The organism is Methylomonas fluvii (assembly GCF_014850975.1).
GTDB classification, from domain to species: Bacteria; Pseudomonadota; Gammaproteobacteria; order Methylococcales; family Methylomonadaceae; genus Methylomonas; species Methylomonas fluvii.
In genome coordinates, this window is record NZ_JACXST010000001.1 from 1745450 (window position 1) to 1760447 (window position 14998).

Annotated in this window: 10 protein-coding genes and 1 CRISPR repeat array; of the genes, 6 read left to right on the forward strand and 4 right to left on the reverse strand. The window is 54.3% G+C overall.

The window, feature by feature from the left end:
* The first annotated feature begins 136 nt into the window (after positions 1-136).
* Positions 137-1548: direct repeats of the CRISPR family, unit length 36 nt; unit sequence GCATTCCCCGGCTTCCCGCCGGGGCCTCATTGAAGC.
* 416 nt (positions 1549-1964) lie between these two features.
* Both EBB_RS08340 and EBB_RS08345 read left to right on the forward strand, forming a co-directional pair.
* The gene (locus tag EBB_RS08340; RefSeq protein ID WP_192393278.1) at positions 1965-5861 is read left to right on the forward strand and encodes a PAS domain S-box protein; all 3897 of its coding nucleotides are present in this window, start codon (positions 1965-1967) and stop codon (positions 5859-5861) included.
* Positions 5862-6167: 306 nt separating this feature from the next.
* The gene (locus EBB_RS08345) at positions 6168-7430 is read left to right on the forward strand and encodes an alpha/beta hydrolase (protein ID WP_192393279.1); all 1263 of its coding nucleotides are present in this window, start codon (positions 6168-6170) and stop codon (positions 7428-7430) included.
* A 90-nt stretch (positions 7431-7520) separates the two neighbouring features.
* Here the strand turns inward: EBB_RS08345 and EBB_RS08350 are convergent, their stop codons facing one another.
* Positions 7521-8144: an NUDIX domain-containing protein gene (locus tag EBB_RS08350; protein ID WP_192393280.1), complete on the reverse strand. Its 624-nt coding sequence runs from the start codon at positions 8142-8144 to the stop codon at positions 7521-7523.
* On the reverse strand, positions 8141-9250 hold the full coding sequence (locus EBB_RS08355; protein ID WP_192393281.1) for a PQQ-dependent sugar dehydrogenase: 1110 nt from the start codon (positions 9248-9250) through the stop codon (positions 8141-8143). Before EBB_RS08355 ends, EBB_RS08350 begins: the two co-directional genes overlap by 4 nt.
* A gap of 112 nt (positions 9251-9362) precedes the next feature.
* On the opposite strand from EBB_RS08355, the gene htpX reads away from it, so the two are divergent.
* Both htpX and EBB_RS08365 read left to right on the forward strand, forming a co-directional pair.
* Entirely contained in the window at positions 9363-10238 is an 876-nt protein-coding gene (gene htpX / locus EBB_RS08360) for a protease HtpX (RefSeq protein ID WP_192393282.1), read from the forward strand.
* A gap of 42 nt (positions 10239-10280) precedes the next feature.
* On the forward strand, positions 10281-10508 hold the full coding sequence (locus EBB_RS08365; protein WP_192393283.1) for a DUF2835 domain-containing protein: 228 nt from the start codon (positions 10281-10283) through the stop codon (positions 10506-10508).
* A gap of 174 nt (positions 10509-10682) precedes the next feature.
* On the opposite strand, the gene EBB_RS08370 is transcribed toward EBB_RS08365, so the two are convergent.
* Together EBB_RS08370 and EBB_RS08375 are read right to left on the reverse strand one after the other, a co-directional pair.
* On the reverse strand, positions 10683-11189 hold the full coding sequence (locus tag EBB_RS08370; RefSeq protein ID WP_192393284.1) for an RNA polymerase sigma factor: 507 nt from the start codon (positions 11187-11189) through the stop codon (positions 10683-10685).
* A 316-nt stretch (positions 11190-11505) separates the two neighbouring features.
* Entirely contained in the window at positions 11506-13899 is a 2394-nt protein-coding gene (locus tag EBB_RS08375) for a TonB-dependent siderophore receptor (RefSeq protein WP_192393285.1), read from the reverse strand.
* 406 nt (positions 13900-14305) lie between these two features.
* On the opposite strand from EBB_RS08375, the gene EBB_RS08380 reads away from it, so the two are divergent.
* A complete protein-coding gene (locus tag EBB_RS08380) occupies positions 14306-14551 on the forward strand; it encodes a type II toxin-antitoxin system Phd/YefM family antitoxin (RefSeq protein WP_033157050.1) in 246 nt (81 codons plus the stop codon).
* Positions 14552-14556: 5 nt separating this feature from the next.
* The gene (locus tag EBB_RS08385; protein WP_225587363.1) at positions 14557-14964 is read left to right on the forward strand and encodes a type II toxin-antitoxin system VapC family toxin; all 408 of its coding nucleotides are present in this window, start codon (positions 14557-14559) and stop codon (positions 14962-14964) included.
* Positions 14965-14998 lie beyond the last annotated feature (34 nt).

Genomic DNA, 14998 nt, shown 5'->3' on the forward strand with positions numbered 1-14998 from the left:
GCTCTTTAAAAATCAGGATGTTATAAAAAACGTTTGTTTGGTAGGGCGTTTTTTGGGTACGCTTGGTACGCGTTGCCCTACAGCTCTCGCAAACGGCCCGCGCAGGCCGCGCCAATCAAGGCCTCCAGCCCGCGCTGCATTCCCCGGCTTCCCGCCGGGGCCTCATTGAAGCATCGAAACCCCCTTGAACCTCTGCCGCCAAGCTTATGCATTCCCCGGCTTCCCGCCGGGGCCTCATTGAAGCGACTGCGAGACGTGCTCACAGGACGCCACATATTCGGCATTCCCCGGCTTCCCGCCGGGGCCTCATTGAAGCCTGGCTCCCGCCGCCTCGCAAGCAAGAGGCCGTCGGGCATTCCCCGGCTTCCCGCCGGGGCCTCATTGAAGCTTCACAGTCAGAGTCAGCATGTACATCTTGAGGCCGGCATTCCCCGGCTTCCCGCCGGGGCCTCATTGAAGCAGTTATGCGTAAGTCAAATTATGGTGAGTCTTCGGGTGCATTCCCCGGCTTCCCGCCGGGGCCTCATTGAAGCTATTTGTGAACATTCACAGATGTGAACATTCACAGATGCATTCCCCGGCTTCCCGCCGGGGCCTCATTGAAGCGATTTTGAGAAGTGTTGAGCCGTGCTTAAATTGCGGCATTCCCCGGCTTCCCGCCGGGGCCTCATTGAAGCGATCATCAATCCCGTGGTTATAAAATCCCAAACGACCGCATTCCCCGGCTTCCCGCCGGGGCCTCATTGAAGCTACCTTGAGTGATTGCACGTAGCCGGCCATGTCGAACGCATTCCCCGGCTTCCCGCCGGGGCCTCATTGAAGCTTATGCCGGAAAACCAGCCAATTTCCAGCCATCGCTGCATTCCCCGGCTTCCCGCCGGGGCCTCATTGAAGCCACTCATATCGTAGTGCCTTCGGTATTTAAAAATGCCGCATTCCCCGGCTTCCCGCCGGGGCCTCATTGAAGCAAGTATTTTTTCTTCTTCGCCTGGATGTAATCGGCGGGCATTCCCCGGCTTCCCGCCGGGGCCTCATTGAAGCCGTTCGTGGATGGCTCCGGACCCAGCCAATTTGCCGCATTCCCCGGCTTCCCGCCGGGGCCTCATTGAAGCACGGTTTCCCGGCTGAACTGGTCGAGCTACGCAAGGAGCATTCCCCGGCTTCCCGCCGGGGCCTCATTGAAGCTCGGTACTGAAATACTTAACTGCTATCGGCGCCAGGCGCATTCCCCGGCTTCCCGCCGGGGCCTCATTGAAGCTAAGCCTCAACCTTGACGGGGCTAAGCTGGCAACGGCATTCCCCGGCTTCCCGCCGGGGCCTCATTGAAGCTCAAGGATTTCGGTCATAACACAGTCACCACGCGGCTGCATTCCCCGGCTTCCCGCCGGGGCCTCATTGAAGCACTTTGAACTCTCGACCGTGATTCAGCTCGTTGAATTGCATTCCCCGGCTTCCCGCCGGGGCCTCATTGAAGCTGGCCGATTACTTACCGTTACAAATCATGGATATTACGCATTCCCCGGCCTCCCGCCGGGGCCTCATTGAAGTCATTACGACGCGGCGATCAACCGCATCAGCCGCGCCGTATTCCCATGTCTCCCGCCACGGCCTCGTGAAAGCGACTGCGTTGGCGTTATCGTCCAGGTAGGGCTTCACAACCCAGGCGGTTTTATTTACCCGGCCCTTAAATACCCTTGGCCTTGAGTCTACCGAACGGCATACCCGTGATAAATAGGGTCGGGTTAATAATCGAGGCGTATCCGCCAACCATCGGCCTGCTGTCGGTATTTAATTCCACATAAAAAATGGCTAAACCTTACGCAGTTTTGGCTAGCTGCTATGTTTAGCTGTATCGAATTTAGAGAACCCAAATGCGGGTTATTCGTTAGCAAACGGATTACGCGGCGACGGTATGTCGTTCGAGTTCCCTAAATCGCGCAATCACTATTACCGACCTTCCTGCTATGAATGAAATTCTAAGGTTTCTGACCGACAATAATTTTATGCCGCATGGCTATTGCCTGAGCTGGTCGCCGGGTTTGTTGTGGACCTTCGTGATCAGCGATGGCCTGATATTTCTGTCTTACTTTTTGCTGCCGGTTGCCTTGGGTTATTTCGCGCGGCATCGGCAGGATTTTCCGTATGTCCGGGTGTTATGGCTGTTTGTGGTGTTTATTCTGGCCTGCGGTACGACTCACCTGATGGATGTCGTAGTGATTTGGGAACCACTTTACGGACTAGATGCTTTTGCAAAAGTGGTGACGGCGATAGTCTCGGTGGTGACGGTGGCGGTGCTGATACCGCTGATTCCCAAAGCGCTGCAATTGCCCAGTCCGGCTCAGTTACGCGAGGCCAACGAACAGTTGCAGCAGGAAGTGGCCGAACGTGAGCGGATCGAGCAGGCTCTGAAAGCGGCGAACGTATTGCTTGAGCAGGGCCTGGTGGCCGAGCGTACCCAGTTGGCGGCGCTGGTCAATTCTTCCGACGATGCGATTATCGGCAAAAATTTGGAAGGTATCGTCACCAGTTGGAACGGCGCGGCCGAACGTATCTTCGGTTACAGCGCCGCTGAAATTATTGGTCAGCCGATTACGCTGCTGTTTCCAGCCGAACTGGTGACCACGGAAGCCGGCTTGCTCCAGCGGATTTTCAACGGGGAGCGGATCAGCAATTACGAAACGCAGCGGGTGCGCAAGGACGGCAGCCGGATCGAGGTCGCCTCGACGATTTCGGCTATCAAGGATGGCGACGGCAAGGTCATTGGCGCGTCGAAGATCGTGCGCGACATCACTGAGCGTAAACGTATTAAGGCGGCGCTGCGGGAAAGCGAAGCGAATTTCCGCAAATTGTTTGATGTGGCGCCGGTGCCGATGGCGCTGGTCGCCGCCGACGGTGCCATGTTGGCTTTGAACCAGTCTATTGCCCGTACCTTTGGTTATACCTTGGCCGACATCCCAGCCGTCGAAGATTGGTGGCGCAACGCATATCCCGATCCGGTTTACCGGCAAACGGTTTTCGACACCTGGCAGATTTTGCAGCAGCGCGCGGCCGAGGACCAGGCGCCGATCGAGTCGTTGGAATATCAAGTGACCTGTAAAAACGGCGACGTGCGCACCGCCATCATCTCCGGGGTGACGATAGGCGATAATTTGCTGGCAACGCTGATGGACATCACCGAGCGTAAGCGTGCGGAGGAGACGCTGCGTAAATTATCCCTGGTGGTCGAGCAAAGCCCGGAGAGCATCGTTATCACCGACCTGGAGGCGCGCATCGAATATGTCAATGAAGCCGTGATCCAAACTACCGGCTACACGCGCTCGGAGCTGTTGGGCCAAAACGCCAGTCTGTTTAACTCGGGCAAGACCAAGCCGGAGTATTTTGCGGCGCTTTGGGATAATTTAACGCACGGTCGGTCCTGGCAGGGCGAATTTATCAATAAGCGCAAGGATGGCTGCGAGTTTGTGGAATCGGCTATCGTGGCGCCGATTCGCCAGCAAGACGGTCGGATTAGCCATTACATGGCGATCAAGGACGACATCACCGAGAAGAAACAGATGCTTCAAGAGCTGGAGAACTATCGCGAACATCTGGAAGAATTGGTCGTTGAGCGCACAGAACAACTAGCCGATGCGATGCAAGCGGCGGAAGTGGCCAATGTATCGAAAAGTGCCTTTTTGGCGAATATGAGCCATGAAATCCGCACGCCGATGAATGCGATCATTGGTTTGACGCATTTGCTGCAAAATACCACGCTGGATGCCAAGCAGCGTGAGCAGCTAGCGAAAATTTCGGTCGCTGCCCAGCATTTACTGGGCATCATCAACGACATTCTGGATTTCTCCAAGATCGAAGCCGGCAAATTGGTATTGGACATTGGCGATTTCGATCTTGACCAGGTTTTCAAAAGTTTGAACGACTTGATTTGCGACCGCGCCGCCGAGAAAGGTCTGGAAGTGATAAACCGTATCGACCCGGCGCTACCGGCGGTGTTGCGGGGCGATGCGCTGCGGCTGGGGCAAATTTTGATTAATTTTGCCAGTAATGCCGTTAAGTTTACCGATGCCGGGCACATCGTGTTTCGGGCTAAATTGATAGCCAAAAATCCGGTGGGGATTGTGGCTAGATTCGAAATCAGCGACACCGGCATCGGCATGAATGCTGAGCAATGCAGTCGTTTGTTTCAAGCCTTCGAGCAGGCCGATTCCACCACGTCGCGGCGTTTCGGCGGGACGGGTTTGGGCTTAGCCATCAGCAAGCGTCTGATCGAAATGATGGGCGGCACGGTGGGTGTGCAGAGTGATTTGGGGCACGGGAGTACGTTTTGGTTGGAGTTGCCGTTCGAGTATGCCGTGGGTTCTGCGCTGCAATTGCCTAAGCCGGATATTCGGAAAGGTTTAAAAGTATTGGTGGTAGACGATGTGGCCGAGGCCCGCGAAGCCATCGCCCATATGCTGACGCGGTTCGAAGCGCGGGCGAGCGTGGCCGATTCCGGTTTGGCGGCCGTGCAAAATGTTGTCGATGCACAGCAAGCCGATGCACCGTTCGATTTGGTGTTGATGGACTGGATGATGCCGGGGGTGGACGGCATTCAAACCGCGCGCAGGATGGGCGAAATGCTTGGCGAGGCCTTACCGAAAATTGTCTTAGTGACCGCCTATAGTTACGACGGCAGCGCCGAGGACTTGCGCAGCGTCGGGATTGTTGGGCATCTAGCCAAACCGGTGACGCTATCGGCCTTACACGATTTGATAGCCGGCGTGTTGTCCGGTTGGCGGCAAAAAGCACCTGCGGATGCGCGGCGTCCCGATCTATCCAGTCTGAAAGGCCGGCGGGTGTTGTTGGCCGAAGACAATCTGATCAATCAGGAAGTGGCGTTGGAGTTGTTGCAAGAGGCCGGTCTAGTGGTCGATTTGGCCGAAAATGGCCGGATAGCCTGCGATATGGTCGCTAAACAGCGGTATGACCTGATTCTGCTGGACGTGCAAATGCCAGAGATGGATGGCATCGCCGCCAGCTTGGCGATTAGGCGCATGCCGGGGCGAGAGAAGACGCCGATATTGGCCATGACCGCCAACGCTTTCGACGAAGATAGGCGCGCTTGCCTGAGCGCCGGGATGAATGACCATATTCCCAAACCGGTGAATCCGGAGGTGCTGTACGACGTGATGTTACGCTGGATGCCGCCTTTGCCGCCCAGCCAGCCAGTCCGAGTTCAGAAAACCTCGGATGCGCAAAACGACGGCAACGCGGCCCTGCACGAGCGCTTGGCCAATATTCCGGGCCTGGATTTGCAGGCCGGTTTACACAATCTGCAAAACAAGCTGCCTTTTTATCTGCGCCAGTTACACCATTTCGCGCAGCGGCATGCGGCCGAAGCCGACAATATCCGGCATTTATTGGCGGTGGGCGATTGGGAATCCGCACAAAGAGCTGCGCATTCCTTAAAAAGCAGCGCCGCAACCTTGGGAATACCCCACATCCGGCAGACCGCCGAAAGCATTGAAATCTCGTTAAAACAGCGCGCGGCCGAAGCGGCCGATTCCTTGCAACTTCCGCTCAAGCAATTGACGGAACAACTCGCCTCGTTCATTGCGCAGATTCTCGATGTGTTGCCGGCTGAGCGTGCGCTTCAAGAAATTTCGCCGCCCAGCTATTCCGAGGAAGCGCTGCGTGCGGTGGTCGAAGGCCTGCGGATATTGTTGGAGGAGGGTAATATTCAATCGCAAGTTTATGTACAAAACCACCGGGAGCAATTACGGCAAGCTTTTGGAAACGATGGTGTCGCGTCCTTGATGCGGCATGTCGAGGTATTTGCTTTCGACCAAGCCTTGGACGTTTTGCAGCGCGATCCACGCCTTTAGCCGGCTCAGACGGGTTTACCCATTTTTACAATTTACCTGCGCCGATTGATACTGCTGTCGGCGATAATGCCGCTCTCGAACCTGTCGCCGATCTTTTGCCGGAGTTGCAAAGCCATGTCCCCAGCTTATAAATTTTTTATTAACCCGGCTCTATTAACCACGGGTATGCCGTTCTGGCTGAGCGCGTCCAAGCCCCGGCGGGTGTGCCCTTCGAAAAACTCCGTACCCTCAAGGGCATTACGGCGAACGGGATTTGAGGGCTGGGCTAGTGATAAAGCGTGCCGATTGCTGTTGGCCTGCTCGCTCATGCTGTTAGTCGCCTGTTCCTCCAGACCGCCGCTGCCCAGCCAGGAAGATCAGCAGGAAAAATTGAGCGAGATACTGAGCAATGGCGGCTACAAAACCGCACGGAATTTTGCGGTGGATGTTACGCACGATGTCTGGATTTATCAGCAAACAGAAATTGAAGTGGAACTGGTCGGGCCGACTACGCCAGGAAGTTACCCGTTGATTATTTATCTGCCCAGTTTGGGCGAAGACGCTAGGGCCGGGCGTTTGTGGCGGGAAACCTGGGCCAAGGCCGGCTACCTGGTGTTTAGCATGCAGCCGGTGCTGGTCAGCCAAGCCTTGAAGGCGCTGGAGGCGGAGCGACGCTTCGATGACCCGGAGGAGATTCCGGACGACGAAAATGCGGAGCTGGCTGATGAAAATATGGCGTTGCGACCGGAGCCGACTAGCGGCGGTTGGTTTGGTGACAAGCCGCGTCGGCAATCGCGGACGGCCAGGGAAAGCGAATTGCGTTATGTCGGCCACCAATACTTTGGCATGGAGAATCTGAAAATCCGCTTGGCACAGCTCTTTTGGGCCTATGCGCAGCTGCAAACGCGCGCGGGCTTGCGGCAACCATTGTATGCGTCCGCCGACTTCAGCAAGGTGATACTGGCGGGCTACGACCTGGGTGCGCAAACCGTCACAGCGGCCTTGGGCGAGAATTTCGGTAGCGGTTTGCCGCGCGCGGACCAACTGAAGCCGGTGGCGGCGATGGTGTTAAGTCCGTCGGTGGATTTGGCGGAAGGCAATGTCCGCAGCCGATTTCAGGCTTTGCGTCTGCCGATGCTGACGATTACCGGCAGCGAAGATAACGATCCTTACGCCATCAGTTCCGCCGCCGTGCGCACGGCGGTTTGGGAACAGGCTCCGGCCGGCGGTAAATATCTGTTGTTATTGCGCGGCGCCGGGCATCGCTTGCTGTCAGGCAATGAGTTGGGTGGGCGGTTTGGCTTGAGCGGGGTGCGGCGCGGAGACTTCGGCATGGATGCGGGCGGCGGTCTGGGTGGGCACAGTGGCGGCGGGCGGCGCGGCATGAGCGGTGGCGGTCCGGGCGGCGGCTTATTTGGTAAAACGGAGCGCCGCGATCCGAACTTAGGTTATAAACAAGTCGCGGCCATCGCCAGCGTGTCCAGCGCATTTTTGGATATGCTGATTAAAAAAGACGAGTTCGCCCAAGCTTGGCTGAATGAAAAAGCCGGCAAATGGCTGGATAGGGCGGGTACTTTACAAACGCGATAGCCTGCAAAGCCTGGGCGTATCGCCTGTTAGCCGTTCAACTGGAGCCAGGCCGCTGTGTTTCGCGGGCTAGGCTCTGGTTGACTGTGGTAGTTACAACGAGGGGGAGTTAAGTTCTGCCAACCAGCGGGCACGTAATTCCTCGCGATGGATATACAGCCATTGAATGGCGAGGATGGGGATGCCGGATTCGATCTTGCCGCCTTCCAGCATTTGAAATGCCTCGTCGAATTTCACGGCGGAGACGCGGATGTCTTCATCTTCCTCGTCCAGGCCATGAATACCGCCTACCTGGCTGCTGTCGACCCGGCCGCAGAACAGGGTGATCCACTCCGAGGAGCCGCCTGGGGTGGTGAAGAACTGTTTGATTTCGATGAGTTCTGCAATCTCGCAGCCGGCTTCCTCGCGGGCTTCGCGATAAGCGACTTCTTCAGCGGTTTCACCTGTTTCAATCGCGCCGGCCACAATTTCCAGCTGCCATGCCCGTTCGGGTTGCAGGACCGCCCCGACTCGGAACTGTTCTATCAACACCACTTCGTCGCGGTCCGGATCATACAGCAGCACGGCCACGCAATTGCCGCGGCGAAACAATTCGCGCTTTAAAGAGGGGCTCCAACCGCCGTTGAACAGCGTATGTTTCAGGGTGTATTGCTCCAGCCGGAAAAAGCCTTCATAGACAACCAGCGTATCCAGTATTTGAAATTGTTTGTCGCTCATCGGCCGTAGCTTACCCGGTAGATGACGCCCAAGCTGTCGTCGCTGATCAACAAGCTGCCGTCCGGCATTTGAATAATGTCGTTTGGCCGCCCCAGTACCTGGCCGTCCGCTGTCAGCCAACCGCTGATGAAGGGGAGTTCGTTATAGGCTTGGCCTTCGCGGAACTTGACCACATTGACCTGGTAACCTTGCGGCACGGTGCGGTTCCAAGAACCATGCTGGGCGACGAACAACTGCCGGAAATAAGTGTCCGGAAATTGTTTGCCGGTATAAAAACGCATACCGAGCGGGGCAATGTGGGCTTTATATTTCCAGGCCGGCGCTTTGAATTTGTAGCATTGCTTGTCGCCTATATATTCCGGGTCGGGAATGGTCCCGGCATGGCAATAGGGGAAGCCGAAGTGTTCGCCTTTTTGGTTCCATTCGTTCAGTTCGTCCGGCGGCATGTCATCGCCCAGATAGTCGCGGCCGTTGTCATTAAAAAACAGATGGCCGCTGCGGGTTTCCCAATCGAACCCCACCGTGTTCCGGATGCCGCGCGCCAGGATTTCCATATCGCTGCCATCCGGGTCCAGGCGAATTAGCGAGCCGTAAATCGGTTTGTCCGGGTCGCAGACGTTACACGGCGCGCCGATAGCGGTGTATAACTTGCCGTCGGGTCCGAAGCGCAGGTATTTCCAGCCATGGTGGCGGTCGGCGGGAAACTGGTCGAATACCGTGACCGCTTTGGGCGGGCTGGCCAAGCGCTGGCCGACTTCGTCGAAACGAATGATGCGGTGAATTTCGGCAACATACAGCGTGCCGTCTTTGTAAGCCACGCCATTGGGTAGATTGAGTTGTTGAATGATCAGATATTTTTGTTCGGCAACACCGTCGCCATCCTTATCCTGTACCGCATAGACGCTACCTTGGCGGGAACCGACATAAACCACGCCATTGTCGCCCAGCGCCATTTGCCGGGCATTGGGCACGTCGTCGGCGAATATTCTGATGTTAAAACCCGGCGGCAGGCGCAATTGTTTCAGCACGGCTTCTTGTTCGGGGGTGGCTGCCAGGCATAGCGGTGTAACGGCAAACAGCATCAACAGCGACTTTATAATTTTCATTTTTATGTCCCTCAAGTAAACTTTGGCAGATGTTAACACTCTATAGCCTTGAAACTAATCTTTCGGCTCCCCAGATTAAACCCACTTTATAACAACACAGGAAAGTTACGCCATGATGAGAATATTGCTGTTTTTGGCTACCAACGTGGCCATTATGATTGCGATCAGCATCATATTTAGTATATTTGGCTTGCAAGGCGCACTGGATGCTCAAGGCGTCAACTTGAACATTGAAGGCCTGTTGGCTATGTCGGCTGTCATCGGTATGACAGGTTCAGTGATCTCACTGTTCATGTCCAAATGGTCGGCTAAGAGCTCGATGGGTGTGCATGTCATCGAGCGGCCGCAAAATCAAACTGAACAATGGTTGATCAGTGTGGTCGAGCGCCAAGCTCGTCAAGCCGGAATCGGCATGCCGGAAGTGGGTATCTTCGATGCGCCGGAAGCCAACGCCTTTGCCACCGGCGCCAACCGTAACAATGCTTTGGTGGCGGTCAGCACCGGACTGCTGCGCAGCATGAGTGCCGATGAAGTGGAAGCGGTGGTCGGCCACGAGATCAGCCACGTCGCCAATGGCGATATGGTGACGATGGCCCTGATGCAAGGCGTGGTGAATACCTTCGTGTATTTCTTCGCTACCATCATTGGCTACGTGGTGGATCGGGTTGTATTTAAAACCGAACGCGGTTACGGTCCGGCGTATTACGTGACGCAAATGGTCGCGCAAATCGCCTTGTCGATTTTGGCTTCAATGCTGGTGATGTGGTTCTCGCGTTACCGCGAATTTCGCGCCGACGCCGGTGGCGCCAACTTGGCAGGCCGGCAAAAAATGATAGGCGCATTGCGCGCCTTGCAGCGTGCGCATGAGCCCGCCGAACTGCCTGGCGAATTGGCGGCGTTTGGTATCAATGGTGGTGGCGTGCAACGCTTGTTTATGAGCCACCCGCCTTTGGAAGAACGCATCGCCGCTTTGCAAAACATGCGTTAGAACGCTCCCTTGCCGCGCCGGGTCAACCGGCGCGGCTTTTTTATGGCTAATCAAGTCATTCGCTTCCAACTTGATTTAAGTTACGACCAATATCTGGCCGTTTATCAAGGCGTCGCCAAAACCGTGGTGACGATTGCCGATGACGGCCGGCGCATCGTCTTTCCAGCGGGCAATATTCAACGTTACCTCACCAAAACCGGCATTCAAGGCCATTTTGAAATGGAGTTGGGGGCAGGGAATAAGTTTGTCGGCATTAAAAAGCTGGCGTGACGGCTTAAATCTTAGCCATGTGCGCCGTTAATCGTTGATGTCGTCCCAGCGGACTGGCGGGACCAGGAAACCACCGAGTGCACTGGATTTCGGTAATCCATGCCCATGACGGCTTTGACGATCTTTCAACGGCTAACGCAAACATTGCTTAAATTTTTCCGTTACCCCCTCAGGTCAACCATCATCCAAGTTCGCGTCGGCCAACATTAGTCCGGTTTGGTACAGCACCCGCTCGACCTGACGTTCCGAAATTTGTAATTCGGCGGCAATGTGCTGATGGCGCTTGCCGTCTAAACGACGCAAGCACCAGATTTGCCGATTGAGCGCGGGTAAGCCGCAAAGCCAGCTTTCGGTCGCCAACCATTGCTGCTCGCCTTGCACCAACTGCTCCGGTAAAGGGCAGGGACATTGCCAGTCTTCATTCAACGGCCCACCATCCCGCGCTTGTTGCCGGGCTTGGCTGCGCAAATAATCCAAGGCCAGATTGCCCGCCACCCGGTATAAAAACGCCCGGCAGTTGGCAATGATATCTTGCCCCGGATAGTCGGCGATGTGCAGAAAGGTATCTTGTAGCAAGTCCGCCGCCGCTTCCCGGCAATTGACCTGGCGCCACAGAAATCGTTGTAGCTCGGTTTGGTGGCGCAAGTACGCGGCGGTTAAGGGCGGGTAATGGTTGTTCATCGGCTTGTATCAAAAAATTTACCGCTTTTAAAGCTGTGCCTCAGCAGTTGTGAACGCGGACAAACCATTCGGCTGGAGCGCAAGTCATCGGCAACGCAGCAATGATCTAAAAATAATCCCTTTTGGACGAACGTAGGTTAGGGTGAGGCACGAACCCCAACACGGCAAGCGCCCAGCCGCCAACCGACCATGAAAGCGAGATATTGGGTTCAATGGTAGTCAGGGCCCAAACCGGTTAAAAATGTTGGGGTTCGTTATCTCAACCTACGGTCCTACCCAGCGCGAGTGGTAAACGAGCAAACAGATGATTTTGAAGTTAGTAATCCAATCGCAATGATCCGATAAATGAGATAGGTTCTCCCGGCAAGGCTCCACTACTATCCGTTACACGTGAACCTCGGAAATAATCTTTATCCAGCAGATTGTTGACATTGAATTGTGTAATCAACTTCGAACCGGCGATCTTCCAGTTATACGCCACCATGGCATCTACGCGGACAAAGCCGGGTAAGTCATAGGTATTATTGTCGTTACCTGCGCGCTGGCCTTGGGCAAACATACCGGCACCGATTTTAAAGCGGTCATCTGGGTGAAAGGTCAGCCACAAGCTGCCTGAGTGTTCTGGGACATTAGGTAAACGATTACCTTGTTTGGATGCCATTCCCCAGGGGGCAAATCCATTGTCTTTAGTAAAGATCGCATCGGTATAGGCATAAGTGCCGAGCAGGCTCAAGTAGTCGGTGAGTTCGCCGGTCAGGTCAAACTCTATCCCCTGGCTTCTTGCCTCACCGACAGAAGTTCTGTAGGGCAGGCCAGGCACGCCGGTTAACATGTTTTCCTTGGTTAAATGGTAGTAGGCGAGATTGGACGACAAACGGCCGTCGAAAAATTCGGTCTTGAATCCCACCTCATATTGAGTGCCAATTTCCGGCTTATTGACCGTTTTCGTAGGGGTTAAGCCGTTATTGGTGCCGATGGATTCCACATAATTGCCGAATAAGGACAGCCATTTCCAGGGTTGGTAAACGATGCCGAAGCGAGGATTCAATCTATTGTCTTCGTGATCGTCGATGTTAATCGGTTCGGAGCAACAACCGGTGCCGTAGTCCAGGATGTCGTAACGTGCTTCGACCAAGAAATGCAATTTATCCCACAGGGTGATTTGGTCCTGCGCGTAAACGCCATACCATTGATCTTTTTCCTGCCACCAAAAGTCGTTAGGCACGGCCTTGACCGCATTGGCATCCAGCATGTGATTATTGGGATTAAAAATATCCAATGCTGGTATCACGCCGTAAGTCCAATGGTTGTCATAGGTATCTGTTTTAAGCTTAAAGTAGTCAGCCCCTATCAAGAGTTTGTGCTGAGCGCCAAACGTCTTGAACTCGCCGGAAATATCCAGATTGGTGGCAAAACTTTCCCTGTCCGTGGGCCCGGTCATCAAGGCCCGATTGATCGTTTGCTGGTCGGCATTGATGTTGCCCGCCGGGAAAATAGAGTTGAATTCGTGCGTCCATTGATGCCAATTGAATTTGTGTTCTATCTTCCAATGGTCATTGAAGCGATGCGAAATGATCGTAGCGATTTGATTGCTATCCATCGAGCTATTGTTAACCGCGGCATCGCCGACAAAAAAACTTTTGGGAACCTGCGCCGGTCGGTTGCCGACAGCGGGAATGCCAAAGTCCATCACATAATCGTCATGCTGGTGTTCGAGCTGTACCGTCATCTCCGTTTGATCGGAAAGGCGCCAAGTCAACGACGGAGCGACATAAATCCGCTCGTTCTCGTTGTAATCGCGGAACGAGTTATTGCTCGAATAGGCAATGTTTAAACGGTATAGCAATGACTTATCGTCGTTGATTGGGCCTGTCGCGTCCGCCGTAGTGCGATATAAGTCGTAAGAACCGAACTGTTGTTGCAGAGAATAGTGCGCTTTATCCAGTGGTTTCTTGGTAACGTAATTAACCAAGCCTCCGGGCTGAGTACGGCCATACAGCATGGCTGCCGCCCCTTTCAAAACCTCAACCCGCTCCATGCCAGCAGGCTCGAAGTAGCCCGTGTTTTGCCTGAGACCATCCCGGTAAATGTTTGCCCCTAAACTAAAACCACGAACAATAAAGCCTTGGTACAAATCGCCGAAGTCGAAATTACGCTGTACGCCGCTTACATTTCGAATAACTGCGTCGTCAAATAAGACAATTTGCTGATCATCCATCACAGCTCTAGGCACAACCTTGATAGACATCGGCGTTTCCATAATCGGCGTATTGGTTTTGGTGGCCGTGTTAACCTTGGTTAACCGGTAGTCTTCGTTGTAAGGATCGGTGGTGTCTTGGATCGTCTGGCCCAACACCGTCACAGCCGGCAAAGTCGATGCTGCATTGCTTCCCGTTTCCGCCGCCTTTACCGCCACCGCATCCTCTGCCGTAAAGGTATAGGTCAAACCCGTGCCGGTCAGTAATTTTTGCAAGGCCTCTTTGGCGGTAAAGTCACCTTGAATGCCGCTGGTTTGCTTGCCTTTCAGCGCGTCACCATCGCTGAATATTTGGATGTGGGTTTCCGCTGCCAGTGCTTTTAATGCTTCGCTGATGCTTTGCGGGGCAATGCTCGGGTGATGGATTTGTGGTTCGGCAAGCACCGCGCCTGTTGCAGACAAGATAGTCAGTGCCAGCAGACTGCGATGCGGTTTCCAGGTGAATTTTTTCATTCTTGATCCTCTGATAGCTGAATGGTCTGTGCCGTTCATTCCGGCTCATAAAGTAAGACAGCTCAGCGCCGAAAATCTGGTCAGCTTGGCTTAGGGTTTTTGAAAAAATTTTGTTTGGTATTTGTAGTCACCCGTTATTAATTGTTCAGCTTAGGAACGCCAACCAACGCAAGTCTTTCATTGTTACCAACAGTTTATTTGCGTTGACCCATGAAGCCAGGCAACGGTTTATGGCGGCACAACTGCGCGGCGATGCGAAACAGGCTTTGAAAATGCTCGATGAATGGGATGCCTTGGGGCTTTGATTGCTCTATGGCTACGCATGTTTTGATGGCTGATTAGTGTTTTGACACACCATTTTATAAAGCTCATACTAACAACTGGTCAGACTGGACAGGAGAGATAGATGCATACTTGGCAGTTACAAGAGGCGAAGAGCCGATTCAGCGAGGTGGTGGAGCTCAGCCTGAAAGAAGGCCCGCAACTGGTGACTCGACGCGGTGAAGAGGCTGTTGTCATCTTGGCCGTTGACGATTATCGGCGCTTAAGCGGTCAATTGCCGCGTTTGAAGGACTGCCTGCTCAATGCGCCACGCGGTGAGGCGTTAGTGTTGGAACGATCCACGGAAGTGATTCGGGATCTGGCTTTGTGAAATATATGTTGGATACTTGCGCGCTCTCTGAGTTAGTCAAGAGTAAGCCCGATGCCAAAGTCCTACAGTGGTTTGAAGCAAGCAAAGCGCACGAGCTTTGCATTAGCGCGATGACTTTGGCCGAATTGCAGCGTGGTGTTAACCGGTTGCCAGAATCCAAGCGCCAATCTGAGCTTACGCTATGGCTACAGGAATTGGAGATCGGTTTTGAAGATCGGATTTTGGTATTCGACGCCAGGGTTGCAAAGGTGTGGGCGCAAATGACGGTTGAGGCAGAGACACAAGGGAAATCTCTAGCTGCCTTTGACTCGATCATTGCCGCGACTGCCCGAGCGCATGGCTGTCGATTGGTTACTCGTAATGTTCGAGACTTCAGCAACGCAGGTATTGAGGTGCTGAATCCTTGGCTTTAAACATGATGGGCTGATCAGCCTCTTGGGGCAAGGT

Bases quoted from the DNA above. Each gene is read 5' to 3' on its own strand.
- EBB_RS08385 (WP_225587363.1), top strand. From the start codon at position 14,557: ATGTTGGATACTTGCGCGCTCTCTGAGTTAGTCAAGAGTAAGCCCGAT.
- EBB_RS08370 (WP_192393284.1), bottom strand. From the start codon at position 11,189: ATGAACAACCATTACCCGCCCTTAACCGCCGCGTACTTGCGCCACCAA.
- EBB_RS08375 (WP_192393285.1), bottom strand. From the start codon at position 13,899: ATGAAAAAATTCACCTGGAAACCGCATCGCAGTCTGCTGGCACTGACT.
- EBB_RS08355 (WP_192393281.1), bottom strand. From the start codon at position 9,250: ATGAAAATTATAAAGTCGCTGTTGATGCTGTTTGCCGTTACACCGCTA.
- htpX (WP_192393282.1), top strand. From the start codon at position 9,363: ATGATGAGAATATTGCTGTTTTTGGCTACCAACGTGGCCATTATGATT.
- EBB_RS08345 (WP_192393279.1), top strand. From the start codon at position 6,168: ATGCTGTTAGTCGCCTGTTCCTCCAGACCGCCGCTGCCCAGCCAGGAA.
- EBB_RS08350 (WP_192393280.1), bottom strand. From the start codon at position 8,144: ATGAGCGACAAACAATTTCAAATACTGGATACGCTGGTTGTCTATGAA.
- EBB_RS08380 (WP_033157050.1), top strand. From the start codon at position 14,306: ATGCATACTTGGCAGTTACAAGAGGCGAAGAGCCGATTCAGCGAGGTG.
- EBB_RS08340 (WP_192393278.1), top strand. From the start codon at position 1,965: ATGAATGAAATTCTAAGGTTTCTGACCGACAATAATTTTATGCCGCAT.
- EBB_RS08365 (WP_192393283.1), top strand. From the start codon at position 10,281: ATGGCTAATCAAGTCATTCGCTTCCAACTTGATTTAAGTTACGACCAA.